The sequence below is a fragment of the Streptomyces sp. NPDC002886 genome (genome assembly GCF_042888445.1).
Classification (GTDB): Bacteria; Actinomycetota; Actinomycetes; order Streptomycetales; family Streptomycetaceae; genus Streptomyces.
On record NZ_JBIAPV010000004.1, the window covers coordinates 540,912 to 561,930 of the forward strand.

The following is a 21,019-nucleotide window of genomic DNA, read 5'->3' on the forward strand; positions in this document are numbered from 1 at the left end:
TGCGTGCAGGGCAAGCCCCGCCCCGCGGCCACGGTCCAGGACGCGCTCACGCGCATGGACCGGTACGTCGCCCTCGGCATCGTCGGCCAGCAGGAGGTGGCGCAGCTCCTGGGACTGAACGTCACCGACCTGACCTGCCTCGGCCACATCCTGGGCGCCGGGGAGAACCCGCTCGGCGCGGGCGACCTCGCCGAGCTGACCAGCCTCACCACCGGCGCGGTGACCGGGGTGCTCAACCGCCTGGAGCGCGCCGGGTACGCGAGCCGGCAGCCCGATCCCGCCGACCGGCGCCGCGTACGGGTGGTCGCGGAGCCCGCGGCCGCCGCGCGGATCTTCGCCGTCTACGAGCCCTTCTACGCCCGGCTCGGTGCGGTGTTCGCCGAGTACACCCCCGACGAGATCGCCGTCATCGCCGACTGGTTCGGGCGCGCGACGGCCGAGGTCACCGCCCATCTGGACCGGGTACGGGCCGGGGAACTCGGGCCGCTGGCCCCGTAGGCCCGATGGTAAAATTTGCCTTTTGGCGACGTTCTCGTCGCGCTCCCGATCATCTTGACCAAACATTTTGCCCCGCCATTTTCGACACGCGTCTCACGGAAGGTTCTGCATGAAGAACCCGTCACCTCATGGGCGCTTCGGCATCAAGCCCGGAGCGAAGGCAGGCCCGAAGGGCGGTGCGAAGGGCGGCGGGAAGACCCCGCGGACCCTCGGCCCCCAGGGCGAGTACTCAATGCCCCGGACGACCACGCCGGCGCTGCCGCCGGTGGAGTCCTTCTCGGAGCTCGGCCTGCCCCCTGAGCTGGTGACGACGATGGCCGACCAGGGGGTCGCGGAGCCGTTCCCCATCCAGGCGGCGACCCTCCCCAACTCCCTGGCGGGCCGCGACATCCTCGGCCGCGGGCGGACCGGCTCGGGCAAGACGCTGGCCTTCGGCCTGGCCATGCTCGCCCGGACGGCGGGTCAGCAGGCCGATCCCAAGCGGCCGCTCGCGCTGGTCCTCGTACCGACCCGTGAGCTGGCGCAGCAGGTGACCGAGGCCCTGGCCCCGTACGCGCAGGCCCTGAAGCTGCGCATGGCCACGGTCGTCGGCGGCCTGTCGATCGGCAAGCAGACGGGCGCGCTGCGCACCGGCGCCGAGATCGTGGTGGCCACCCCGGGGCGGCTGAGCGACCTCATCGGCCGGCGCGACGTGCACCTGGAACGCGTGAAGATCGTCGTCCTCGACGAGGCCGACCAGATGTGCGACATGGGCTTCATGCCGCAGGTCACCGAGATCCTCGACCAGTGCCACCACGCGGGCCAGCGGATGCTGTTCTCGGCGACCCTGGACCGCAACGTCGACCAGCTGGTCCAGCGGTACCTGAAGGACCCCGTCGGGCACTCCGTGGACCCGCAGTCCGCTTCGGTGTCCACGATGGACCACCACGTGCTGCACATCCACGCCGCCGACAAGATCTCGGCGGCGACCGAGATCGCTGCGCGCGAGGGCCGGGTGCTGATGTTCCTGGACACCAAGCACGGGGTCGACCAGTTCGTGAAGCACCTGCGGGCCATGGGCGTACGCGCCGAGGGACTGCACAGCGGCAAGTCGCAGCCGCAGCGCACCCGGACCCTGGGCCAGTTCAAGGACGGCCTGCTGAACGTCCTGGTCGCGACCAACGTCGCCGCCCGCGGCATCCACATCGAGGACCTCGACCTCGTGGTCAACGTGGACCCGCCGGCCGACAGCAAGGACTACCTGCACCGCGGCGGCCGCACCGCGCGCGCCGGCGAGTCCGGCAAGGTCGTCACCCTGGTCACCCCGAACCAGCGGCGGGACATCGTCCGGCTGATGGCCGACGCCAAGATCCGGCCGACCATCACCCAGGTGCGCTCCGGCGAGGCCGCGCTGAGCCGCATCACCGGCGCGAAGGCCCCCTCCGGCGTGCCGCTGGCCGGCGCCGCGGCCACCGACGCCAAGGGCCGGCCTTCGGGCTCGGACCTCGGCTTCCGCGGCATCGGCACCCGGCCCGGGCGGCCCGGCAAGGGCAAGGAGTCGCGCAAGACCATCGAGGCCCGGCAGGCCGCCGAGGCCCGCGCGGCGGCGCGGGTGCGGCGCGGCACGAAGTAGCGCCGAGCAGGGGGCTACGGCAGCACGGGAGGGCCGGGACCGCGGTGCGGTCCCGGCCCTCCCGTGCGTTCCGGGACTCCGATCGGGTCACGCGCCGACGGCGGCCCGCCGCAGCAGTCGCTGCGCCGCCGCGTTGCGGACCCGACGGGTCCGGGCGCCCTCCGCGAGCAGCCGCAGCGCATCGTCCGCGTGCAGGGACCGGGCCGCCGTGCCCTGACACCAGTCGGAGGCGGCGAGGAGCTCCGCCGCGGACCAGGGCTCGCCGCGCGTGACGGCCTTCAGCAGGGTCCATTCGCGCAGCCTGCGGGCCGCGAAGGTGCGGCCGCCGATGGCGGCTCCCACGGCCTGCGCCCAGGCCGGGAAGGCCTCGTCGGCCAGCAGCCCGGCCGCCCGTCGGTCCAGGTGCGTGACCACGGCGCTCTCGGCCATCACCAGGTCCGGGTCGCGCAGCACGGCGGCCACGGCCTCGGCTTCCGCGGGCTGGCCGGAGACGGCTGCCAGGGACTCCAGGTGCCGGGCGTAGCGCCAGTGCTCGGGCGGCGTGTTCACCGCCACCGCGCCCGTCGTCCCGTCGATCCCGGCGGGCCGGCGCTCCGGGCCGCCGTGGCGTATCTGGTGCTCGCTTCTCCCCATGCGGCCATTCCACACGACACCGGTGAACGACAGGTTGTCAGGGTGGCATCAAGTCGCCGGACTACGTGCCGCCGGACTGGTTCCGCACCCGCCGAGGCCGCATCCGCCGAGACCGCATCCGCGCAGGTCACAGGAGCATTACTTGATCACGGCACGTCTTGTGCCAGGTGAGCGGCGACCGATGGGATGGCCCGAACCAAGACCGAGGGCGGGGGCCGAGCATGTCGGATCCGGTGGACTACATCACGAGACTACGGGCGGAGGCGCGGGGCCCGCACCGCGAGGAGGCCTTCCTCGCGGACCGGCGCCGGCAGCGGCGGCGGCGCGCGTGCGTCGGAGCCGTCGCCGCCCTCGCGCTGGCCGGCCTCGCCACGTGGCTGGTGACCAGCACCGGGCCGCGGCCCGCCGACGAGCCCTACGCCGCCGCCGCGCTCGAGGAGGAGCTGTGGCCCGACGCCTGGCCGGCGACGACCAACCTGCCGCTGCGCGGCTCGCCGGCCCGCGGCTGGGCGGCCGGCGCGGAGGACCTCCCGCTGCCCCCTCCCGCGGCGGTCGGTTCCCTGTCCGCGCGGCAGGTCGGGGAAGGACTGCGTCGGGCACGGGAGTTCGTGGTCGCGGCCAACTTGGATCCGGGGGTGCTGCGGGGCGGGCAGCCCACGGCGGCCCTGGAGCTGCTCGATCCCCAGGATCCCGTACGTGCCCGGCTGGCCGGCCACCTGCGCTCGCCCGGCCTCCCGGACGCCGATCCCACCGAGATGTTCACGCGCTTCGACCCCGCCGAGCTCACCGTGGCCGACGAGGGCGTCCGCGTGCGCGGCCGGATGTCCTTCGCGGCGGGCGGCGTCCCCGGACAGCTGCGGATCCGCGCCGACTACACCTTCGTCTACGCCCTGCGGCGCACGGAACCGCTCTGGGAGCCGGGACCGGCCCACGGCACGGAGGAAGTGGCGCGGGTCGTCGTCCGCCGGCAATTGGTCCTGCTCTACGCCCCGGCCGGGTCCCCCGGGGTGAGCGCCGGGAAGCTGATCGCGGCCGACTACCGCCGGCAGCTCGGCAACCACGACTGCGGCACGGTCGACGGCTTCGTCCACCCCTACTTCTCGAAGGAGGCGAAGACCGCCGACCGGCCGTGGCCGGTGGTCGACCCGTACGACGAGAGCACGGAGATCCCCGCCGGCCCGCCGCGCTGCACCGTCCCCTCGCGCACCTGACCGGATCCGGCGGGACCGCGTCCCGCTCGGACCGGGGACCGTGCGCTCAGGCCCGGGAGTCGTGGCTCTCGTAACCGCCGGAACCCCGGTCGTTCGCGTGCCCCTGCTCCGGGAGCGGGGCGCCGGTCTCCAGGAGGGTCTTGAGGCTGGACGCGAGCATCGGCCAGGCACGGCCGCACATGCCGATGAGGGTGCCGCCCGGTTCGAAGCCCTCGTGGAGGACGGTGAGCCGGGAGAGGGTGTCACCGACCGGCTCGATCTCGTACGTCACCTTCGTGCGCCGCTCGCGGGCCAGTTCGGCGCGCAGCTCCTCGCCGATGCCCACGGAGGCGGCCCACTGCGGGGTGAAGGTGTGCCAGGTGTAGGAGAGCAGCCGCTCCGGTACGCACGCCAGCACCACCTGCTCCGGATCGCTCGTCCGTGCCCCGCGCTCCACCCAGTCCATCGTCGAGCCCACCCGCCAGTCCGTCTCGAAGTCGAGCCCCCAGTAGCGGCGGGTGAACGCGGGCTCGGTCAGGGCCTGCCACACGCGGGCGGGATCGGCCTGGACGTAGACGGTGTAGGTGATCGCAGTCTCGCTCATCCCCTCATGCTGCGGGACCGGGGCCCGCTGGGCGGGGATTGAGCCGCTCCGCGCTCACCAGTGGCAGCCCTCCTCGGGGAGTTCCGTGGGTGGGGTGCGGGGCGGTGCCGGGAGGGAGAGGTGGGCGCGGGCGGCGTGGACGGCGGCGAGCTCCTCGTGGCCGGCCGGGCCCCAGTCGCTGAGTTCGCGGACCTGTTCGGGGGTGGCCAGCAGCCGGGCGTACGCCGGGTCCGGGCCCGGGGGCAGCGCCGTGAGCCGGGCCGCGGTGCGCGGGTGGGCGCCCTGGTCGGCGTACCGGTACCCGAGCGGGAGCGCGCCCGCGGTGCGGCCCGGCGCCGGGGGCGGGAGGTGGGCGGCGCCGGTGGCCCGGGCGACGAGCAGCAGGACGCGCCCGTCGGGGGCGAAGAGCCAGCCGGCGGGGTCCCGGGGCGTCAGGTGCGCGGGTGCGGGGCCCGGGTGCCACGTGCCGTGCAGGGGGACGCGGCGGCTGCGCAGGACGCCGAGCCGGTCCAGGACGGTGGGATCGGTGGGGCGGCCGTCCTCCAGCAGCGCGGCGCCGCCTCCGTTGATCCGGGCGCGCAGGGCGGACAGGGCCCGGCGGGCGTCACCCGCGTCCATCAGGGTGGGCAGTTCGGCCGGTTCGGCGAAGTGGATGCCGGTGATCTCCTGCGCGGGGAGGCGGACGGAGTCGATGCGGTCGCGGGTCCAGGTCCCGCCGTCGAAGACGTGCAGGATCTCGCCGGGGAACCGCATCCCGGGCGGCATGCCCGGCGCGTCGGCCGGGATCCAGTCGACGGCGAGGCCGCGCGGGTAGCGGCCTTCGACGCCGAGCTCCTCGTACATCTCGCGGGCGGCCGCGGCGGCCGGTGCTTCGCCGGCGTCCACGGCGCCGCCCGGCAGCAGCCGGTCGGGGCGGTAGTCGACGCTCTGGACGAGGACGCGTCCGTCGGCATCGGTGACGAGGACGACGGCGCCGGTCCAGAGGGTGGCGCGGGAGGCCCCGTACTCCTCCGGGGTCATCCACGTGCCGGGGCGCGCGGGCGGGGCGGCGCCCGTGTCCTGCGTCACGTCCTCGTCGGTCAGCTGCGGCATCGGACTCCGTTCACCGTAGGGGCAACGGGCTGTGCAACAGCCCGGACGGCCCCCGGGTTACGGAGATCAACACATTCCCCTTTGCCACCCCTATACCTCCTTATTACCTGGTTACACGGATCTTGCTACGTTCCCGGGGCGGACTGGCGGCATGAAAACCGCCGGTCCGACCACGTCACCGAACCGAGGAGAGACCCACCCATGCGACGCGCACCCCGTACGGACACCCCCGCGGCCGCCGGAAAACGGTGGACCGTGCCGGGCGTGGCCGGGGTGGCGGGCGGCGTCGCGGTCCTCGGCTTCGGTGGGCTGTACGCCGCGGGCCTGCTGCTGGCGGGCGACGACGTGGCCTCCGGCACGAAGGTGCGCGGCGTCGACATAGGCGGGATGAGCCGCGCCGAGGCCCGGCAGACCCTGAACCGTGCGCTCGGCCCGTCCGCCGCGTCCCCGCTCGACCTGCGGATCGGGGAGCGGACCGAGCGGGCGCAGCCCGCGACGCTCGGCCTCTCCCTGGACACCGGCGCCACCGTCGACCGGGCGGCCCGCTCGGGCTCCGACCCCGTCAGCGTGATCGGCCGACTGTTCTCCTCCGGCGATCCCGCGGTGGAACCGGTAGTCCGCCTCGACGAGAAGGCGGCCCGCTCCGCCCTGGACGGGATCGCCGCGAAGACCCGGCGGGAAGTCCGGGAGGGCTCCGTCTCCTTCGAGAACGGCAAGGCCAAGGCGGTCGCCCCGGTCACCGGCAGCGAGCTCGACGTCGACGGCTCCCTCGGTGTGCTCCGCTCCTCCTACACCCGGCCGGCGGGCGGGGAGCCCGTCGTGCTCCCCGTCCGGAGCACGCAGCCCCATATCGGGCAGCAGGAGACCGACCGGGCGCTGAAGGAGTTCGCCGTACCCGCGGTGTCCGCGCCGGTCACCCTGACCGTGCAGGGCAAGCGCATACCCGTCGGCCCCGCGGTCCTCGCCAAGCACCTCACTCTCAAGGACGACGGCCGGGGCCGGCTCGCGCCCGGCCTCGACGCCAAGGCGCTGCTCGCCGACCCGGAGCTGTCCGGTCCCCTGCGACAGGCCACGCCGGGACCCGTCGAGGCGAAGCTGCGTACGGACTCCGCGGGCGCGGTCTCCGTCGCCGAGGAGGGCCGGGCCGGACGCCGGGTCGCCGAGGAGGGCCTGTCCGCCGCCGTATTGCCGCTGCTGACGCGGGTGGGCGCGGCGGAGCGTACCGGTGAGGTCGCCACGGAGGAGGTCCGGCCGAAGCTGACCGGGAACACGATCGGGCAGCTGGGCATCAAGGAGGAGGTGTCCTCCTTCACCGTCGACTTCGAGAAGGCCCCCTACCGCACGACGAACATCGGACGGGCCGCGGAGCTGATCAACGGCTCGCTCGTACTGCCCGACGAGACATGGAGCTTCAACCGCCGCGTCGGCGAGCGCACGAAGGAGAACGGCTTCGTCGACGGCCTGATCATCAACAACGGCCAGTACGAGAAGGCCGCGGGCGGCGGCGTCTCGGCGGTGGCCACCACGGTCTTCAACGCGATGTTCTTCTCCGGGGTCAAGCCCGTCGAGTACGGCGCGCACTCCTTCTACATCGAGCGCTACCCGGAGGGCCGAGAGGCCACCGTGGCGTGGGGCAGCCTGGACCTGCGCTTCGCCAACGACTCGGGCAAGGCCCTCTACATCCAGGCCGAGGCGACCGACACCTCGATCACCATCACCTTCCTGGGAACGAAGAAGTACGACGAGATCCGCGCGGCCAAGGGCCCCCGGACGAACGTCAAACCGCCCGCCACCCGCACGGACACCGGCCCGAAGTGTGAACCGCAGTCCCCGTTGGAGGGCTTCGACGTCGCCGTCGACCGGGTGTTCGTGCGGGGCGGGCAAGAGGTCAAGCGGGAGACGATGAAGACCCGTTACACGCCGAGGGACAGCGTGACCTGCGGCTGATTCATCCCGTCGGGGAAACCGGACCACCCGTGCGGGTGAGCGCGTGCGGGGGTGCGGGCGTTCGTCGGGCAGGGTGGGCGGATGGAGTCGCGCCGGGGCCCGTGGGTGCCCCAGATCATCGTCGCGCTGGCCGTGGCGGCCGGGTGTCTGACCGGATGTGTGACCGTGGGTCCGGCCGGGCCGGGGAGCGCTCCCGGGCCGGCGCCCGCAGCAGGGCCGGTACCGACGGAGGTACGGACGGGCCTGCCGGGACCGGCCGACGGCGCCGGTCCGCTGGGGACGCTGCCGGAGGTCCCGCAGGATGCGGCTCCGCCGCCGGTACCGGCAGCGGATGACGCCTCGGCGCCCGCGCCCCGGACCGTGGTCGCCCGCCAGCCGGACCCTCCCCGGGGGCCCGCCGCCCGGGCCCGGAGCCGGGTGAAGCCCGCCACGCCCCGGCACCGGACGGAGCGGCCCCGGCGGGCCGCTCCGAAGAAGAAGCCCGCGGCGCCCGCCGCGAAGGCCCGGCGCGGCCGGCCCGCGCCGAACCGTTCGTACGACATGGCGCCGCTGTGCGCGGCGGCCCGGGGGACGGTGGACCCGGCCATCGTCGCGCTGTGCCATTGACCGGCCTGCCATGGACCGGCCTGCCGCTGACCGCGTGGCGCTGCCGGGTGCGGGAGGCGGGATTCGCTTGGATGGGCCCGGCGGACCCCGACCGGGGCCCCTCCAGCCTCCACCTCCAGGAGTGGCCATGGCGAAGATCGCTCTCTTCGGCGCGACCGGCACCATCGGATCCCGGGTGCTCCACGAAGCACTCGGGCGCGGACACCAGGTCACGGCCGTGGTGCGCGATCCCGCGCACTTCGCCGAGTCCGAGGCCAGCTCCGCCGACGTCACCGTCGTACGCGGAGACGTCCTCGATCCCTCGTCCGTGACCCGGGCGACCACCGGCCAGGACGTGGTGGTCAGCGCGTACGGTCCCGGCTCCGGGGATCCGGGCACGCTCGTCGCCGCGGCCAAGGCGCTGATCGGCGGCGTGCAGGCGCACGGCGAGGACGGGCCCCGGCCGCGCGTGGTCACCGTCGGCGGAGCGGGGTCCCTGCGCACCCCCGGCGGACCGAAGGTCTGGGACCAGGCCGGGATCCCGGCGCCGGTGCTCGCCGTCATGCACGCCCACGGGGACGCCCTCGACTTCCTGCGGACGGTTCCGGTGGACGAGGTCCACTGGACCAACCTCAGCCCGGCCGCCACGATCGAGCCGGGCACCCGGACGGGCACGTACCGGCTGGGGCTCGACGAGCTCGTCGTGGACGACGACGGCAAGAGCCTTATCTCCACGGAGGACTTCGCGGTCGCGCTGCTGGACGAGATCGAGCGCGACGCGCACGCGGGCAAGCGGTTCACCGTCGGGTATTGAGTCCCGTCCCGCACCCGCTCCGGCCCGTCCCGTCTCGCCCCGCCCCGCCCCGCCGCGCCGCGCCGCCGATATTCGCTGGTCCGGGCGGGTTCCGTCTCCCTAGAGTGGCCGGGCATCAGCCTCGGCCCGCAGGGAGCGGATCATGCGCACGCATTACCCGCGGACCCCACACCTGCCCTGGTCTCCGGGCGCGACGTCCGACGACGTGCGGACCACCGGGCCCGGCATGCTGGCGGGGTTCGCCGGGCGCGAGGTCGTGGTCACCGAAAAGCTCGACGGCGAGAACACCACCCTCTACGCCGACGGCCTGCACGCCCGGTCGCTCGACTCGGGCCACCATCCGTCGCGGGCCTGGGTGAAGGGCCTGCAGAGCCGTATCGGCCCCGGGATCCCCGCCGGTTGGCGGGTGTGCGGGGAGAACGTCTACGCCCGGCACTCGCTCGCGTACGAGGAACTCGACGCCTGGTTCTACGGGTTCTCGGTGTGGGACGGCGACCACTGTCTGGACTGGGACCGGACGGTGCTCTTCCTGCGCGGCCTCGGGGTCCCGGGGCCGCGCGTCCTGTGGCGCGGGGTCTTCGACGAGCGGGCGCTGCGCCGGCTTCGGCTCGACACGGCGCGGCAGGAGGGGTACGTCGTCCGCACGGCGGCCGGCTTCGAACGGGCCGACTTCGGCCGGTGCGTGGCCAAATGGGTGCGGGGCGGCCACGTACAGACCGACACGCACTGGATGTACGCCCAGGTGGTGCCCAACGGACTCGGTCCGGCCGCCGCCCTGTGGGACGCCCGGTCGGGCGCGGATCCTGACACGGCCGGGCTCCTCCGGGCGGTGGGAGCGGACCCGGTGGCCGAGGCGGCGGGAGTCGAGGCGGCCGGGTTCGAGGCGGCCGGAGCAGGGGCGGTCGGAGTCGAGGCGGCCGGAGTCGAGGCGGCCGGAGTCGAGGCGCTGGTCGCCGAAGTGGCGGACCGCATCGACGGGTTGGACGTGCGCAGGTCCGGTGAGGAGCGGCTGGCCGGGCTCTTGGCGGCGGCCCTGCACGCCGTGCCGCGAGCCGCCCTCGCGTCCCGGCTGGCGGCCGGGCCGCTCGGGATGGCCACCGCACGGCGGGTCGCGGACCTGGTCGGGCTCCACTCTGCGCTGCGCCGGCCCTTCCCCTACCCGGACACGGAACGGCGCGCGGGGCTCGTACGGATGGCGGAGGCGGCCGACCTGGGGGTGCTGCACGCACTGGCGGGAGCGCTCTCCGAGCGGGGCGACGGGTCCGCCGAGTGCGTCGAGTGGTCCGCGCTGCACGCCGAGGACGCGGGGCTGCTCGGGCCCGCGCCCCTGGAGCCACTGCGGGCCGGGCTCCGCGAAGCCCTGGCCGGAGCCGGCCGGGGCGCCGGAGACACGGGCGGAGACGGTGACGGCGGTGCGGGCGGACACGGCGGCGGCCGTATCGGCGGTGACGCCGCCGACCGCTGCTGGGCCGAGGCACGCCGGGCCTACGGGCAGGGCAAGCTGACCGGCCCCGAAGAGGCGGTCGCGGCAACCTGGCGGTGGCGCGACGGCGCCTCCTTCCCCCGGCTGGTGCAGCTCTGCGGGCCCTCGGGCAGCGGGAAGAGCACGTACGCCCGCAACCTGCCCGGGGTGGAGGCCTACATCAGCCTCGACGAACTGCGCGGCGCCCGGGGTTCGCGCGCGGACCAGCGGGACAACGCGGACGTGCTCCGCGAGGGCCTCGACCGGCTGGACTCCGCCCTCGCCTCGGCCGCGCGGCGCGGGGGCACGGTCGTGTGGGACGCGACCTCCCTCACCGCCCAGCAGCGCGCTCTGGCCGGCACGGTCGCGCGACGGCGTGACGCGCTGGTCACCCACGCCGTGCTGCTGGTCGGAGAGGCGGAGCTGCTGCGCCGCAACTCCACGCGCGCCCACCCGGTGCCGGAGCCGGTGCTGACCTCGCAGCTGCGCCGCTTCGCTCCGCCGTATCCCGGTGAGGCGCACCGCACTTGGTACATCGGGGCCGACGGAACCGTCGAGGACACGGCGGGCACGATCGCGCCGCCGACCCACACGACGACCCCCACGGCCGCCCCCGCGGCGACCCGCGAGGAGGGCTGATGCGTACCAGTGAAGAGCTCTACCACCAGGTCCGCTGGGACCCCCGCTTCGATCCCGCCCGGTTCACCCTGGGCCTGCTGCAGCGCGGAGCCGCGCCGAAGCGGGTGCCCCTCCCGTCCTTCGTGCCGGGGGGCGACATCCCCTGGCACCGGGTGCTGTTCGTGGAAGCCGACGGCGAGCTGGTGTGGGACCGCGCCACGGGCGTCGACACCATCGACAGCACCGCCGCCGGGCGGGTCCGCGCCCCGAGGATGCTCCGGGCGCCGTTCTTCACCGCACGGACCCCGTACGCGTGGGACGCGTCCGGCGGCGGCGCCTGGCGGACGACGCCAGAGGATGTACCTCGACCCCAACGCCTCTCTACTGTCCGGCTGTTGACATGGAACACACTCTGGGACCGGTACGACGCCCCGCGCATCGCCACCGAGCGGCGCAGGCCGCTGCTGCTGGCGGATCTGGCGGCGGCCGACGCCGATGTGATCGCGCTCCAGGAGGTGGAGCGCGACCTGCTCCGCATGCTGCTCGCCGAGCCCTGGGTCCGGGTCGGGTACACCATCGCCGCCGACCCGGACGGTCGGGACGTCGCGGAGAGCGGACTGCTCGTGCTGAGCCGGCTGCCGGTACGGGAGGCGGGCGTTCACGTTCTGGGCCCGCACAAGGCGGTCGTCGCCGTGACCGTGGACACGGCGGGCGGGCCCCTGGTGGTCGCCGCCACACACCTGACGAGCGATCACACGGAGCGGGGCGAGGACCGCCGCACCACGGAACTGGCGCGACTGCGCGAGGGATTGGCCGGAGTCGAGTCGGCCGACGTGGCCCTGCTCGGCGACTTCAACGACGGCCGGTCGGGCGCGGAGGGTCCGGCGGCGGCGCTGGGTCTGCGGGACGCCTGGACCGAGGTGCACGGATCGCGGGACGAAACCCCGACCTTCGATCCGGTCGCCAATCCCCTTGCGGCGGTGGGGTCGTTGTCGGGCCGGGCCGCCCGCCTGGACCGGATCCTGCTGCGGTCGGCGGGAGTGCGCGTAGAGCGGGCCGCACTGCGCGGTGACTCCCCCGGGCCGGAGGGGCTGTTCATCTCCGACCACTACGGGGTCGAGGCCACCCTGGACTTCGACGCGTCGACCGACGAAGGCGCGGGCTCCGGGCACGCGGGCATGGATGTCCGGGCCACCTCGCGCACGGCGGTGGCCTGGCTGCCGCCACCGGACGGGGCGGTGGCGGCCGTGCGCCGCGCACACGACCCGCAGGCGGAGCGCTGGCCCGCGCACGTGAACCTGCTCTTCGGCTTCGTACCGGAATCCTCCTTCGAGGCGGCCCTGCCCCTCCTGGCCGAAGCCGCCGCGGAATCGGCCGCGTTCACGGCGCGGCTGGAGGGCGTGTACGGCTTCGGCCCGACCCTGTGGCTGGACCCGGCAGCGGCCGGCGACGCCCCGTGGCAGGAGCTGCGCCGGTCCCTGGCGGCGCGGTTCCCGGGCTGCCGGGGCCGCGCCGAGGGGTTCACCCCTCACCTGACACTGGGCCGCAGCGCCGATCCCGTACGCGCGGAACGCGAGTTCACGGCCCGCCTCGGCGGGGGCCGGTCGGCCCGCGTGGACTCCCTCGCCGTGCTGTCCCGGCGCGGCGACGGCCCGATGGAGATCCGGGCGACGGTAGACCTCGGCACCGGCACCACCCACTGGATCCCGGAACCCACACGCCCCACGGCACCCCGCCCGAGCGACACGGAGCCGACGGGGGCCGGGGCGGAGGCCGGGGCCGATTCCGAGGCCCGCGCCGCGGACCTCACGGCGCGGATCGCCGCGGCGTTCCCGGAAGGCGTCGTGCATCCGGCCGGCTCGCGCCGGATGCGATGCGCGCTGCCGGAGGCCGACGTGGACCTGGTCATGGTCCTGCCCGGAGCCGTCGAGTCGGCGGAGGTACGGGCGCGGGTCGCCTCGGCCCTGCCCGAGGCGGAGCGGCTCCGCGAGGTGACCGGCGCCCGGGTACCGGGCCTGCGGCTCCGCGTCGCCGGGCTGGACGTGGATCTGGTGGTGGTCGCCAGCGGACCGGTGCCGCCGGACCGTGCCGTCGCCCGGCGGGCGGAGCTCGGCGAGGCCGCGGCGGTGGCGCTGAGCGCGGTGAGCGACGCCGAGGCGGTACGGGACTTCGTGGGCCCGGAGCACGCCGCCTTCGCCCGGCTGGCGCGGGAGGTCAAGGCCTGGGCCCGGTCCCGGGGTCTGGACTCGGCGCCTTTCGGCGGCCTGCCCGGACTGGCCTGGTCGGTGCTGGCCGCCCACACGGTCCGCTCCGCCCGCGACCTCTCCCCCGGCCCCCTGCTCCGCGCGTTCTTCGCCACCTGGGCCGCCCGGGACTGGCGCACCCCCGTGGGCCTCACCGCGCCGCCGGACGACACCTCCGCCGGGGAGTTTCCGGTCACCGTGCTGACGCCCTCCGCCCCGGTCCGCAGCTGCACCGCCCAAGTAACACCGGGCATCGCCGACTTGCTGACGCGGGAGCTGTTCGCCACGTGGGAGGCACTGGAGTCGAGCCCCACCGCGCGACCCGCCCCCGCCGCTCCCCCGCACCGCCGGCACGCCGCCTGGGCCGTGGTCACCGTGACGGGCTCCCGGCCCGCGGACTTCGAGGACAACCTGGGCCGCACCCGCGGCCGACTGCGCGCTCTGCTCGGCGCCCTGGCCCAGACGGGGTGCGTGGAGGCCCATGCCTGGCCCCGGCCCTTCGAGCGGACCCCGGCCCTGGCCCGCTACGCGATCGGCCTCGGCCACACGCCGCCGGACGCGAGCGCCCTTGCGGCCCTGGCCGCACCCTGGTCGGCGACGCTCCCCGGCACCGAGGTGACGTGGGCGGACTGCGGCACCGTCCCGGACCTTCCCTGACGACAAGTAACGAACGCACGGCAGCATCGGTCCGGCCATCCGGGCCCACTCTCCGAACGCGGTGGACGAGCACTCGACCTGAGCTCCGCCCCGCCGTAGCGGGCACGGCGGGACGGAGCGGTCAGAGCCTCAGTACAGTCGGGCAAAGTTTTTTCGTCAATACTTTTCACAAGGATTGAAGAAACTCCAAGTTCACAGGCCTGATGCGTGTTTGACACGTCATTGGATCTTCAGTTCATGAACGCTCAAACCCTTGACGGCCCAGGCGCCGGGCAGTTCACTCACGCTTCGATCCCCCCGGATCCACAACGTCAGGAGTAGCCCCGCATGCCCCTCCTCTCCGCTCACCCTCCCCACCCATCGCGTCAACCGTCGCGCCGCCCCTCGCGTCCGTCCCGCCTGACCGTGGCCTCCCTGGCCGGGGCCCTCGTCGCGGCCCTCCTCGTGCTCCTGCCGAGCACCGCGGCGACCGCCGCGCCCACGCTCCTCTCCCAGGGCAAGCCCGCCACCGCCTCCTCCTCGGAGGGCGCCGGCACCCCCGCCTCCGCGGCCGTCGACGGCAACAACGGGACCCGCTGGTCGAGCCAGTTCTCCGATCCGCAGTGGATACAGGTCGACCTCGGCGCGGCCGCCCAGCTGAGCCAGGTGGTCCTGCGCTGGGAGACCGCCGCCGCGAAGGCGTACCGCGTCGAGCTGTCCACGGACGGCGCCAACTGGTCCACGGCGTACTCCACCGCCAACGGCACCGGCGGCGTGCAGACCCACGACATCACCGGCACGGCCCGCTACGTCCGCGTGTACGGCACCCAGCGCACCACCGGATACGGCTACTCCCTCTGGGAGTTCCAGGTCTACGGCACCACCGGGGGCACCGGTCCGACGCTCCCCGGCGGCGGCGACCTCGGCCCCAACGTGATCGTCTTCGATCCCTCGACGCCGAACATCCAGGCCAAGCTGGACCAGGTCTTCGCCCAGCAGGAGTCGGCGCAGTTCGGCTCCGGGCGCTACCAGTTCCTCTTCAAGCCGGGCACCTACAACGGCCTCAACGCCCAGATCGGCTTCTACACCTCGATCTCGGGCCTCGGCCTGAGCCCGGACGACACCACCATCAACGGTGACGTCACCGTCGACGCGGGCTGGTTCGGCGGCAACGCCACCCAGAACTTCTGGCGTTCGGCCGAGAACCTCGCGCTCAACCCGGTCAACGGCACCGACCGCTGGGCCGTGTCGCAGGCCGCGCCGTTCCGCCGGATGCACGTCAAGGGCGGCCTCAACCTGGCCCCGTCCGGCTACGGTTGGTCCTCGGGCGGCTTCATCGCCGACTCGAAGATCGACGGCCAGGTCGGCAACTACTCGCAGCAGCAGTGGTACACCCGCGACAGCTCCATCGGCGGCTGGTCCAACGGCGTGTGGAACCAGGTCTTCTCCGGCACCCAGGGCGCGCCGGCCCAGGCCTTCCCGGAGCCCCGTTACACCACCCTCGACACCACTCCGGTCTCCCGCGAGAAGCCGTTCCTGTACCTGGACGGCTCCGAGTACAAGGTGTTCGTCCCGGCCAAGCGCACCAACGCGCGCGGCACTTCCTGGGGCAACGGAGCCCCGCAGGGCTCCTCGATCCCGCTGAGCCAGTTCTACGTGGTCAAGCCCGGAACCACCGCCGCGACGATGAACCAGGCATTGGCCCAGGGCCTGCACCTGCTCTTCACCCCGGGCGTCTACCACGTCAACCAGACCATCCAGGTCAACCGTGCGGACACGGTCGTCCTGGGCCTGGGCCTCGCCACCATCATCCCGGACAACGGGGTGACGGCGATGAAGGTCGGCGACGTCGACGGCGTGAAGCTGGCCGGCTTCCTGGTCGACGCGGGCCAGGTCAACTCCCCCAGCCTGCTGGAGGTCGGCCCGGCCGGCACCACCACGGACCATGCGGCGAACCCGACCACCGTCCAGGACGTGTTCATCCGCGTCGGCGGCGCGGGCGCCGGCAAGGCCACGGTCGGCATGGTGATCAACAACCACGACACGATCGTCGACCACACCTGGATCTGGCGCGCCGACCACGGCGACGGGGTGGGCTGGGAGACCAACCGCTCCGACTACGGGTTCCGCGTCAACGGCGACGACGTCCTGGCCACCGGCCTGTTCGTCGAGCACTTCAACAAGTACGACGTGGAGTGGAACGGCGAGCGCGGCCGCACGATCTTCTTCCAGAACGAGAAGGCGTACGACGCGCCCAACCAGGCCGCGATCCAGAACGGTTCGGTCAAGGGGTACGCCGCCTACAAGGTCGCCGACTCCGTCAACACCCACGAGGGCTGGGGTCTGGGCAGCTACTGCTACTACAACGTCGACCCGACGATCCGTCAGGACCACGGCTTCCAGGTCCCGGTGAAGGCGGGCGTGAAGTTCCACGACATCCTCGTGGTCTCACTCGGCGGCAACGGCCAGTACGAGCACGTCATCAACAACACGGGCGCGCCGACCTCCGGCACCTCGACCACCCCCTCCACCGTCGTCTCTTTCCCCTGATCAACCCCTGACGCCCGGCTCGCGGGGCGGCCACCGGCCGCCCCGCGTTTTCCGGGGCATACGAGAGAGCGCTCTCCCAACTCCGCGCCCTCCCCCTCCCTCCAGAAGGAGCTGAACGAACGATGCATCTCCGACCGCGGACCCTGTCCGCGCTCCTGGTCTCGGCGGCCATCGCCGTGACCGCGGCCGCCGGTCTCGGCGCCACCACGCTCACCGCACAGGCCTCGCCCGACTCCGGCGCGGTCCACATGAACATGGACCACTCCGCCGTCGCGGCGGTCGCCGGGGGCGACGACCCCGACGGCGACGGCTACATCCCGGCCGTTCCGCAGGTCACCGGCGTGACCCCGTCCTGGAACAACCCGCCGGACCGCTACTTCCACGAGTTCCAGGCCAACTGCTCGGTCACCAAGACCGCGCCCGACGACCCGATCGTGTACGCGGGCCGGCCCGGCGCCTCGCACGACCACACCTTCATGGGCAACACCGGCACGAACGGCAACAGCACCACCGCCTCCCTGAGCGCCGGCAGCACGGCCTGTACCGCGCTCGGCGACCTGTCCGGCTACTGGATGCCGACGCTCCTCAACGGCAGCCAGAAGGTCCTGCCCACCGGCCCCCAGGTCATCTACTACAAGACCGGGGTCACCGACTACACGAGTGTGCGCCCCTTCCCGAAGGGACTGCGCTTCCTCGTCGGCAGCCCGACCCAGACCGCGGCGGAGTTCCGCGCGCACAAGGGCTGGGTCGAGGGCTGGGAGTGCGGCGAAAGCTTCAAGAACACCGAGTTCCCGGCCAGCTGCCCGGCCGGCAGTCAGCTCAACATCCGCATGCAGTCCCCCAGTTGCTGGGACGGCAAGAACCTCGACGTCCCGGACCACAAGGCGCACATGGCCTACCCGGTCACCAAGCCCGGCAACAACGACAACGTCTGCCCCGCCTCGCACCCGGTCGCGGTCCCGATGGTCGAGTTCAAGATGGCCTTCCCGGTCAGCGGTGACATGTCCCAAGTCAGGCTGTCCAGCGGGACCGGCCACTCCTTCCACTACGACTTCTTCAACGCGTGGGACGAGCGCACCCTGAACGCCATGGTCGAGCACTGCATCAAGGGCGGGCTGCAGTGCAACAACCGCGGCTACGACCAGTTCCACCCGGAGGCCGGCACCGTGCTGGGCCCCGACGGCCGCCTCCCGTAGGCGCCCGCTCCCCCACACCCTCCCAAGGAGGTTCCCGCCGGCCCGACCCCGGGCCCGACGCCCCCGTACACCCGCGCGCCGCCCGGACCCGATCCGGGCGGCGCGCGGCCGTGCGCGCGGTCGAGCGCACGGCCGTGCCCGCCATCGTGCGCGCGCGGGTTCCGGTGGGGTCAGACCTCCAGGACGATCTTCCCGGCGGCGTGGCCCTTCTGGCTGAGCTCGAAGGCGGCCGCCAGTTCCGCGAGCGGGAAGGTCTCGGCGACGGTGACCGTGAGCTGCCCGGCGTCGGCCAGCCGGCCCAGCTCGGCGAGGTCGGCGCCGACGGGCCGCACCCACATCCACTGGCCGCCGGAGCCGAGCACGGTGTGGTCGGCGATGGAGGCGTGCCGGCCGCCCTCGGCCAGTACCGCCAGGGTGGTGTCGAGGACTTCCCCGACGAAGTCGGCGACGACGGTGACCCCGTCGGGCGCCAGGGCGCGGACCCGCTCCGCGAGGCCGTCCCCGTACTCGACGGGTTCGCAGCCCAGCTCGCGCAGCCGGTCGTGGTTGCGGGCCGAGGCGGTGCCGATGACACGGGCCCCGAGCGCGCGGGCGATCTGGACGCCCATGGAGCCGACGCCGCCCGCGGCTCCGTGCACGAGGACGGTGTCCTCCTTGCCGGTGTCCAGGCGCGTGAGCAGCTGGTACGCGGTGAGCCCGGCCAGCGGCAGCCCCGCGGCCTGCTGCCAGGTCAGGGAGACGGGCTTGCGCGCGAGGGCCCGTACGGGCACGGTGACGAACTCGGCGAAGGTGCCGCCGTGCACGTAGTCCTTGCGGGCGTAGGCGATGACCTCGTCGCTCGCGGTGAACTCGGGGGTGTCGATGCCCGCGTACTCGACGGTCCCGGCGACGTCCCAGCCGGGAACGACGGGGTACACGACGTCCATCAGGCCGTCGAGCCCGCCGGCCATGATCTTCCAGTCGACGGGGTTGACGGAGGCGCACCGGACCCGGACGAGGACCTCGCCGGGTCCTACCTTGGGCACCGGAATCCGGGTCTCGGAGAGCACCTCCACTCCGCCATACGTGTCGTACGTCATGGCCCGCATGGTGCCTTCTTGGTCCTCGGACATACCTTCTCGCCTCTCCGTGAGCCGTGCGCCTGCCCCCGCCCCCCATCCCACCACGAAGAACCGCGCCCACCCCGGGAGGAGCGGCGGGCGCGGCGCGGCGGAGGGCCGACCGTGACGGCCCCGCCGCCCCGCGGAATTAATTCACGATGTGAGGTAAGCCCGGGCAAAGGGTCGCCCCCAGGGGTCGCGCAAGGGTATGTTGCGATCGGTGTCAGGGCGGAAGGAGCCACATGACGACGGGGCGCAGTGGACGTACGGTGCGGGACCTGCGAAGGGGCAACCGCAGCGCCGTGCTGCAGCAGTTGTACTTCGGCACGCCCATGAGCCGGCAGGAGCTGGGCCCGGCGACCGGGCTGAGCTCGGGATCCGTCAGCAACGTGGTCGGTGAACTCGTCGCGGACGGACTGCTGGAGGAGGCGGGCGTCGTCGATTCTGACGGCGGCCGGCCGCGTACGCTGCTGCGGGTGGCGCCCGGCAGCGGGCACCTGATCGGCATCGACGTCGGCGAAACCCGGGTCAGGGTCGAGCTGTTCGACCTGACGCTGACCGAACTGGCGCGCACCGAGCTCCCGTTGAAGCCGCGCGGTTGCTACGACGTCGGTCCGATCGTCGACCACGTACGGAGCGGGATCGCCACCGTCCTGGAGCGGGCCGGGGTCGGGACGGACCGGCTCCTGGGGGTCGGCATCGGCGTCCCCGGCATCGTCGACCGAGACGCGCCGGGCGGAACCGTCGTCCACGGGCAGACCATCGGCTGGGACGCGGTCCCGCTGGAGGCGCTGCTGCGGGCGACGGGAGCCGTACCGCCCGAGGTGCCGTACCTCATCGACAACGGGGCCCGCACGCTCGGGCAGGCGGAGATGTGGTTCGGCGCGGGTCGCGGGGCCCGGGACGCGGTGGTCGTGCTCTTCGGTTCCGGCATCGGAGCGAGCCTGATCACCGACGGCTCCCCGGACGGCGCCGGCACGGAGGGCGCACCCCTGGAGTGGGGCCACCTCACGGTGCAGGTCCGCGGACGGCGCTGCCGCTGCGGGGCGCTGGGCTGCCTGGAGGCGTACACGGGGGCGGAGTCGCTGCTGGCGCGGTGGGCGGAACGGGGCGGCGACGGGGCGGCGGTCGCCGCGGACGCGGTCGCGCGGGACGAGGAGGACGCCCTGACCGCGCTGCTGGCGGCGGCCTCCGGCGGGGACGCGGACGCGCTGGCCGTGCTCGACGAGACCGCGGAGTACCTGGGCGCGGGCCTGTCGGACCTGATCAACCTCTTCCAGCCCGAGCGGATCCTGATCGGCGGCTGGGCGGGCCTGATGCTGGGCCCGCACATCCTCCCGGCGGTACGGGAACACGCGACGCGCTACTCCCTGCGCCATCCCGCCGCCCGGGTCACCATCGACATGGGCTCACTGGGCCCGGACGCGGTCACCGTGGGCGCGGCCACCCTCCCCCTGGCGGCCTTCTTCGCCACGGGCGGCCGGCGCACGCCGCCGGAGCCCACGACGGAGGCTCCGGGCTGGCAGACGTCCCTGCGCTCCCGCGGCGGCGGGGCGGCGGCCGGGGCCCGGGGCTAGGCCGTCCCTTTCGGATCTTGCCGGGCCCGCGACGCCTGGCACGGCCGACGAGATCAGAAAGAGACGACCTAGGCCGTCTCTGGAATGTCCTGGCCGGTGCCACCGAAGGAGAGCCGACGATGATCCTCCCGAAGGAACGCGACCTTCGCTTCGTGACGATCCGCCGCGGCGGCACCCTCACCGACGCGGATCACCACCTCCTGGCCCTATGGGCGGCGTCCTGCGCCGAGCACGTCCTCGGCCTGTTCGAGTCCGCCCGGCCCGAGGACCCGCGGCCGCGCCGGGCCATCGAGCACGCCCGCGCGTGGGTGCGCGGCGAGGTCACCATGACCGCGTCCCGTGCGGCGGGCGGCCACGCGATGGGCGCGGCCAGGGACCTGCGCGGGGCGGCCCGCCATGCCGCGTACGCCGCGGGGCAGGCCGGGGCCGTCGCCCATGTCGCGGCGCACGAACTCGGCGCGGCCGCCTATGCGATCAAGGCCGCGCGCGCGGCGGCGCCGGAAGGCGAGGGCGAGGCGGCGGGCCGGCGGGAGTGCCTCTGGCAGCGCGACCAGCTCCCGGAAGCGATCCGCGCACTCGTCCTGGACGACCAGCGGTTGCGCAACGACATCTGCTGGTCGGCCTTCGACTGCTGAAGGCCTTCGCCTGCTGAACACGGCCTC

General features: G+C 73.9%; 16 protein-coding genes. 12 read left to right on the top strand and 4 right to left on the bottom strand.

From position 1 onward, the window contains the following. Positions 1 to 3 precede the first annotated feature (3 nt). Together ACFYYB_RS20800 and ACFYYB_RS20805 are read left to right on the top strand one after the other, a co-directional pair. On the top strand, positions 4 to 498 hold the full coding sequence (locus tag ACFYYB_RS20800) for a MarR family transcriptional regulator (RefSeq protein WP_389436680.1): 495 nt from the start codon (positions 4 to 6) through the stop codon (positions 496 to 498). Between the two features lie 109 nt (positions 499 to 607). Continuing rightward, positions 608 to 2,110, top strand: coding sequence for a DEAD/DEAH box helicase (locus ACFYYB_RS20805; RefSeq protein WP_389436681.1), 1,503 nt, complete (start codon positions 608 to 610; stop codon positions 2,108 to 2,110). Positions 2,111 to 2,197: 87 nt separating this feature from the next. Here ACFYYB_RS20805 and ACFYYB_RS20810 read toward each other — a convergent pair whose 3' ends face one another. After that, positions 2,198 to 2,743 (bottom strand): hypothetical protein, encoded by a 546-nt coding sequence (locus tag ACFYYB_RS20810; protein ID WP_389436683.1) that lies wholly within the window; start codon positions 2,741 to 2,743, stop codon positions 2,198 to 2,200. Between the two features lie 221 nt (positions 2,744 to 2,964). On the opposite strand from ACFYYB_RS20810, the gene ACFYYB_RS20815 reads away from it, so the two are divergent. After that, on the top strand, positions 2,965 to 3,954 hold the full coding sequence (locus ACFYYB_RS20815; RefSeq protein ID WP_389436684.1) for a hypothetical protein: 990 nt from the start codon (positions 2,965 to 2,967) through the stop codon (positions 3,952 to 3,954). A 46-nt stretch (positions 3,955 to 4,000) separates the two neighbouring features. On the opposite strand, the gene ACFYYB_RS20820 is transcribed toward ACFYYB_RS20815, so the two are convergent. Then, positions 4,001 to 4,537: an SRPBCC family protein gene (locus ACFYYB_RS20820; RefSeq protein ID WP_389436685.1), complete on the bottom strand. Its 537-nt coding sequence runs from the start codon at positions 4,535 to 4,537 to the stop codon at positions 4,001 to 4,003. A 54-nt stretch (positions 4,538 to 4,591) separates the two neighbouring features. Next, the gene (locus ACFYYB_RS20825; RefSeq protein ID WP_389436686.1) at positions 4,592 to 5,629 is read right to left on the bottom strand and encodes an NUDIX domain-containing protein; all 1,038 of its coding nucleotides are present in this window, start codon (positions 5,627 to 5,629) and stop codon (positions 4,592 to 4,594) included. A 201-nt stretch (positions 5,630 to 5,830) separates the two neighbouring features. On the opposite strand from ACFYYB_RS20825, the gene ACFYYB_RS20830 reads away from it, so the two are divergent. The 7 genes from ACFYYB_RS20830 (at position 5,831) to ACFYYB_RS20860 (ending at position 17,680) form a co-directional block, all read left to right on the top strand. Beyond that, positions 5,831 to 7,576: a VanW family protein gene (locus ACFYYB_RS20830; RefSeq protein WP_389436687.1), complete on the top strand. Its 1,746-nt coding sequence runs from the start codon at positions 5,831 to 5,833 to the stop codon at positions 7,574 to 7,576. Positions 7,577 to 7,657: 81 nt separating this feature from the next. Next, positions 7,658 to 8,182: a hypothetical protein gene (locus tag ACFYYB_RS20835; RefSeq protein WP_389436688.1), complete on the top strand. Its 525-nt coding sequence runs from the start codon at positions 7,658 to 7,660 to the stop codon at positions 8,180 to 8,182. A gap of 127 nt (positions 8,183 to 8,309) precedes the next feature. Continuing rightward, on the top strand, positions 8,310 to 8,975 hold the full coding sequence (locus tag ACFYYB_RS20840; RefSeq protein WP_389436689.1) for an NAD(P)-dependent oxidoreductase: 666 nt from the start codon (positions 8,310 to 8,312) through the stop codon (positions 8,973 to 8,975). A 142-nt stretch (positions 8,976 to 9,117) separates the two neighbouring features. Further along, entirely contained in the window at positions 9,118 to 11,076 is a 1,959-nt protein-coding gene (locus ACFYYB_RS20845) for an RNA ligase family protein (protein WP_389436691.1), read from the top strand. Next, positions 11,076 to 13,955, top strand: coding sequence for an RNA repair domain-containing protein (locus ACFYYB_RS20850; protein WP_389436692.1), 2,880 nt, complete (start codon positions 11,076 to 11,078; stop codon positions 13,953 to 13,955). Before ACFYYB_RS20845 ends, ACFYYB_RS20850 begins: the two co-directional genes overlap by 1 nt. A gap of 327 nt (positions 13,956 to 14,282) precedes the next feature. Continuing rightward, positions 14,283 to 16,484: a discoidin domain-containing protein gene (locus tag ACFYYB_RS20855; protein ID WP_389436693.1), complete on the top strand. Its 2,202-nt coding sequence runs from the start codon at positions 14,283 to 14,285 to the stop codon at positions 16,482 to 16,484. Between the two features lie 122 nt (positions 16,485 to 16,606). Beyond that, positions 16,607 to 17,680 carry a DUF1996 domain-containing protein gene (locus ACFYYB_RS20860; RefSeq protein ID WP_389436694.1) on the top strand — a complete coding sequence of 358 codons (1,074 nt, stop codon included), beginning with the start codon at positions 16,607 to 16,609 and terminating at the stop codon, positions 17,678 to 17,680. 170 nt (positions 17,681 to 17,850) lie between these two features. Here the strand turns inward: ACFYYB_RS20860 and ACFYYB_RS20865 are convergent, their stop codons facing one another. Then, on the bottom strand, positions 17,851 to 18,759 hold the full coding sequence (locus tag ACFYYB_RS20865; RefSeq protein WP_389436695.1) for an NADP-dependent oxidoreductase: 909 nt from the start codon (positions 18,757 to 18,759) through the stop codon (positions 17,851 to 17,853). Between the two features lie 263 nt (positions 18,760 to 19,022). On the opposite strand from ACFYYB_RS20865, the gene ACFYYB_RS20870 reads away from it, so the two are divergent. After that, positions 19,023 to 20,357 carry an ROK family protein gene (locus ACFYYB_RS20870; protein WP_389436696.1) on the top strand — a complete coding sequence of 445 codons (1,335 nt, stop codon included), beginning with the start codon at positions 19,023 to 19,025 and terminating at the stop codon, positions 20,355 to 20,357. Positions 20,358 to 20,476: 119 nt separating this feature from the next. Then, complete coding sequence (locus ACFYYB_RS20875; RefSeq protein ID WP_389436697.1) at positions 20,477 to 20,992, top strand: putative immunity protein; 516 nt, start codon at positions 20,477 to 20,479, stop codon at positions 20,990 to 20,992. Positions 20,993 to 21,019 lie beyond the last annotated feature (27 nt).

Excerpts from the sequence above, each read along its gene's own strand:
- ACFYYB_RS20805 (WP_389436681.1), top strand. The coding sequence starts at position 608 with ATGAAGAACCCGTCACCTCATGGGCGCTTCGGCATCAAGCCCGGAGCG.
- ACFYYB_RS20810 (WP_389436683.1), bottom strand. The coding sequence starts at position 2,743 with ATGGGGAGAAGCGAGCACCAGATACGCCACGGCGGCCCGGAGCGCCGG.
- ACFYYB_RS20815 (WP_389436684.1), top strand. The coding sequence starts at position 2,965 with ATGTCGGATCCGGTGGACTACATCACGAGACTACGGGCGGAGGCGCGG.
- ACFYYB_RS20820 (WP_389436685.1), bottom strand. The coding sequence starts at position 4,537 with ATGAGCGAGACTGCGATCACCTACACCGTCTACGTCCAGGCCGATCCC.
- ACFYYB_RS20825 (WP_389436686.1), bottom strand. The coding sequence starts at position 5,629 with ATGCCGCAGCTGACCGACGAGGACGTGACGCAGGACACGGGCGCCGCC.
- ACFYYB_RS20830 (WP_389436687.1), top strand. The coding sequence starts at position 5,831 with ATGCGACGCGCACCCCGTACGGACACCCCCGCGGCCGCCGGAAAACGG.
- ACFYYB_RS20835 (WP_389436688.1), top strand. The coding sequence starts at position 7,658 with ATGGAGTCGCGCCGGGGCCCGTGGGTGCCCCAGATCATCGTCGCGCTG.
- ACFYYB_RS20840 (WP_389436689.1), top strand. The coding sequence starts at position 8,310 with ATGGCGAAGATCGCTCTCTTCGGCGCGACCGGCACCATCGGATCCCGG.
- ACFYYB_RS20845 (WP_389436691.1), top strand. The coding sequence starts at position 9,118 with ATGCGCACGCATTACCCGCGGACCCCACACCTGCCCTGGTCTCCGGGC.
- ACFYYB_RS20850 (WP_389436692.1), top strand. The coding sequence starts at position 11,076 with ATGCGTACCAGTGAAGAGCTCTACCACCAGGTCCGCTGGGACCCCCGC.
- ACFYYB_RS20855 (WP_389436693.1), top strand. The coding sequence starts at position 14,283 with ATGCCCCTCCTCTCCGCTCACCCTCCCCACCCATCGCGTCAACCGTCG.
- ACFYYB_RS20860 (WP_389436694.1), top strand. The coding sequence starts at position 16,607 with ATGCATCTCCGACCGCGGACCCTGTCCGCGCTCCTGGTCTCGGCGGCC.
- ACFYYB_RS20865 (WP_389436695.1), bottom strand. The coding sequence starts at position 18,759 with ATGACGTACGACACGTATGGCGGAGTGGAGGTGCTCTCCGAGACCCGG.
- ACFYYB_RS20870 (WP_389436696.1), top strand. The coding sequence starts at position 19,023 with ATGACGACGGGGCGCAGTGGACGTACGGTGCGGGACCTGCGAAGGGGC.
- ACFYYB_RS20875 (WP_389436697.1), top strand. The coding sequence starts at position 20,477 with ATGATCCTCCCGAAGGAACGCGACCTTCGCTTCGTGACGATCCGCCGC.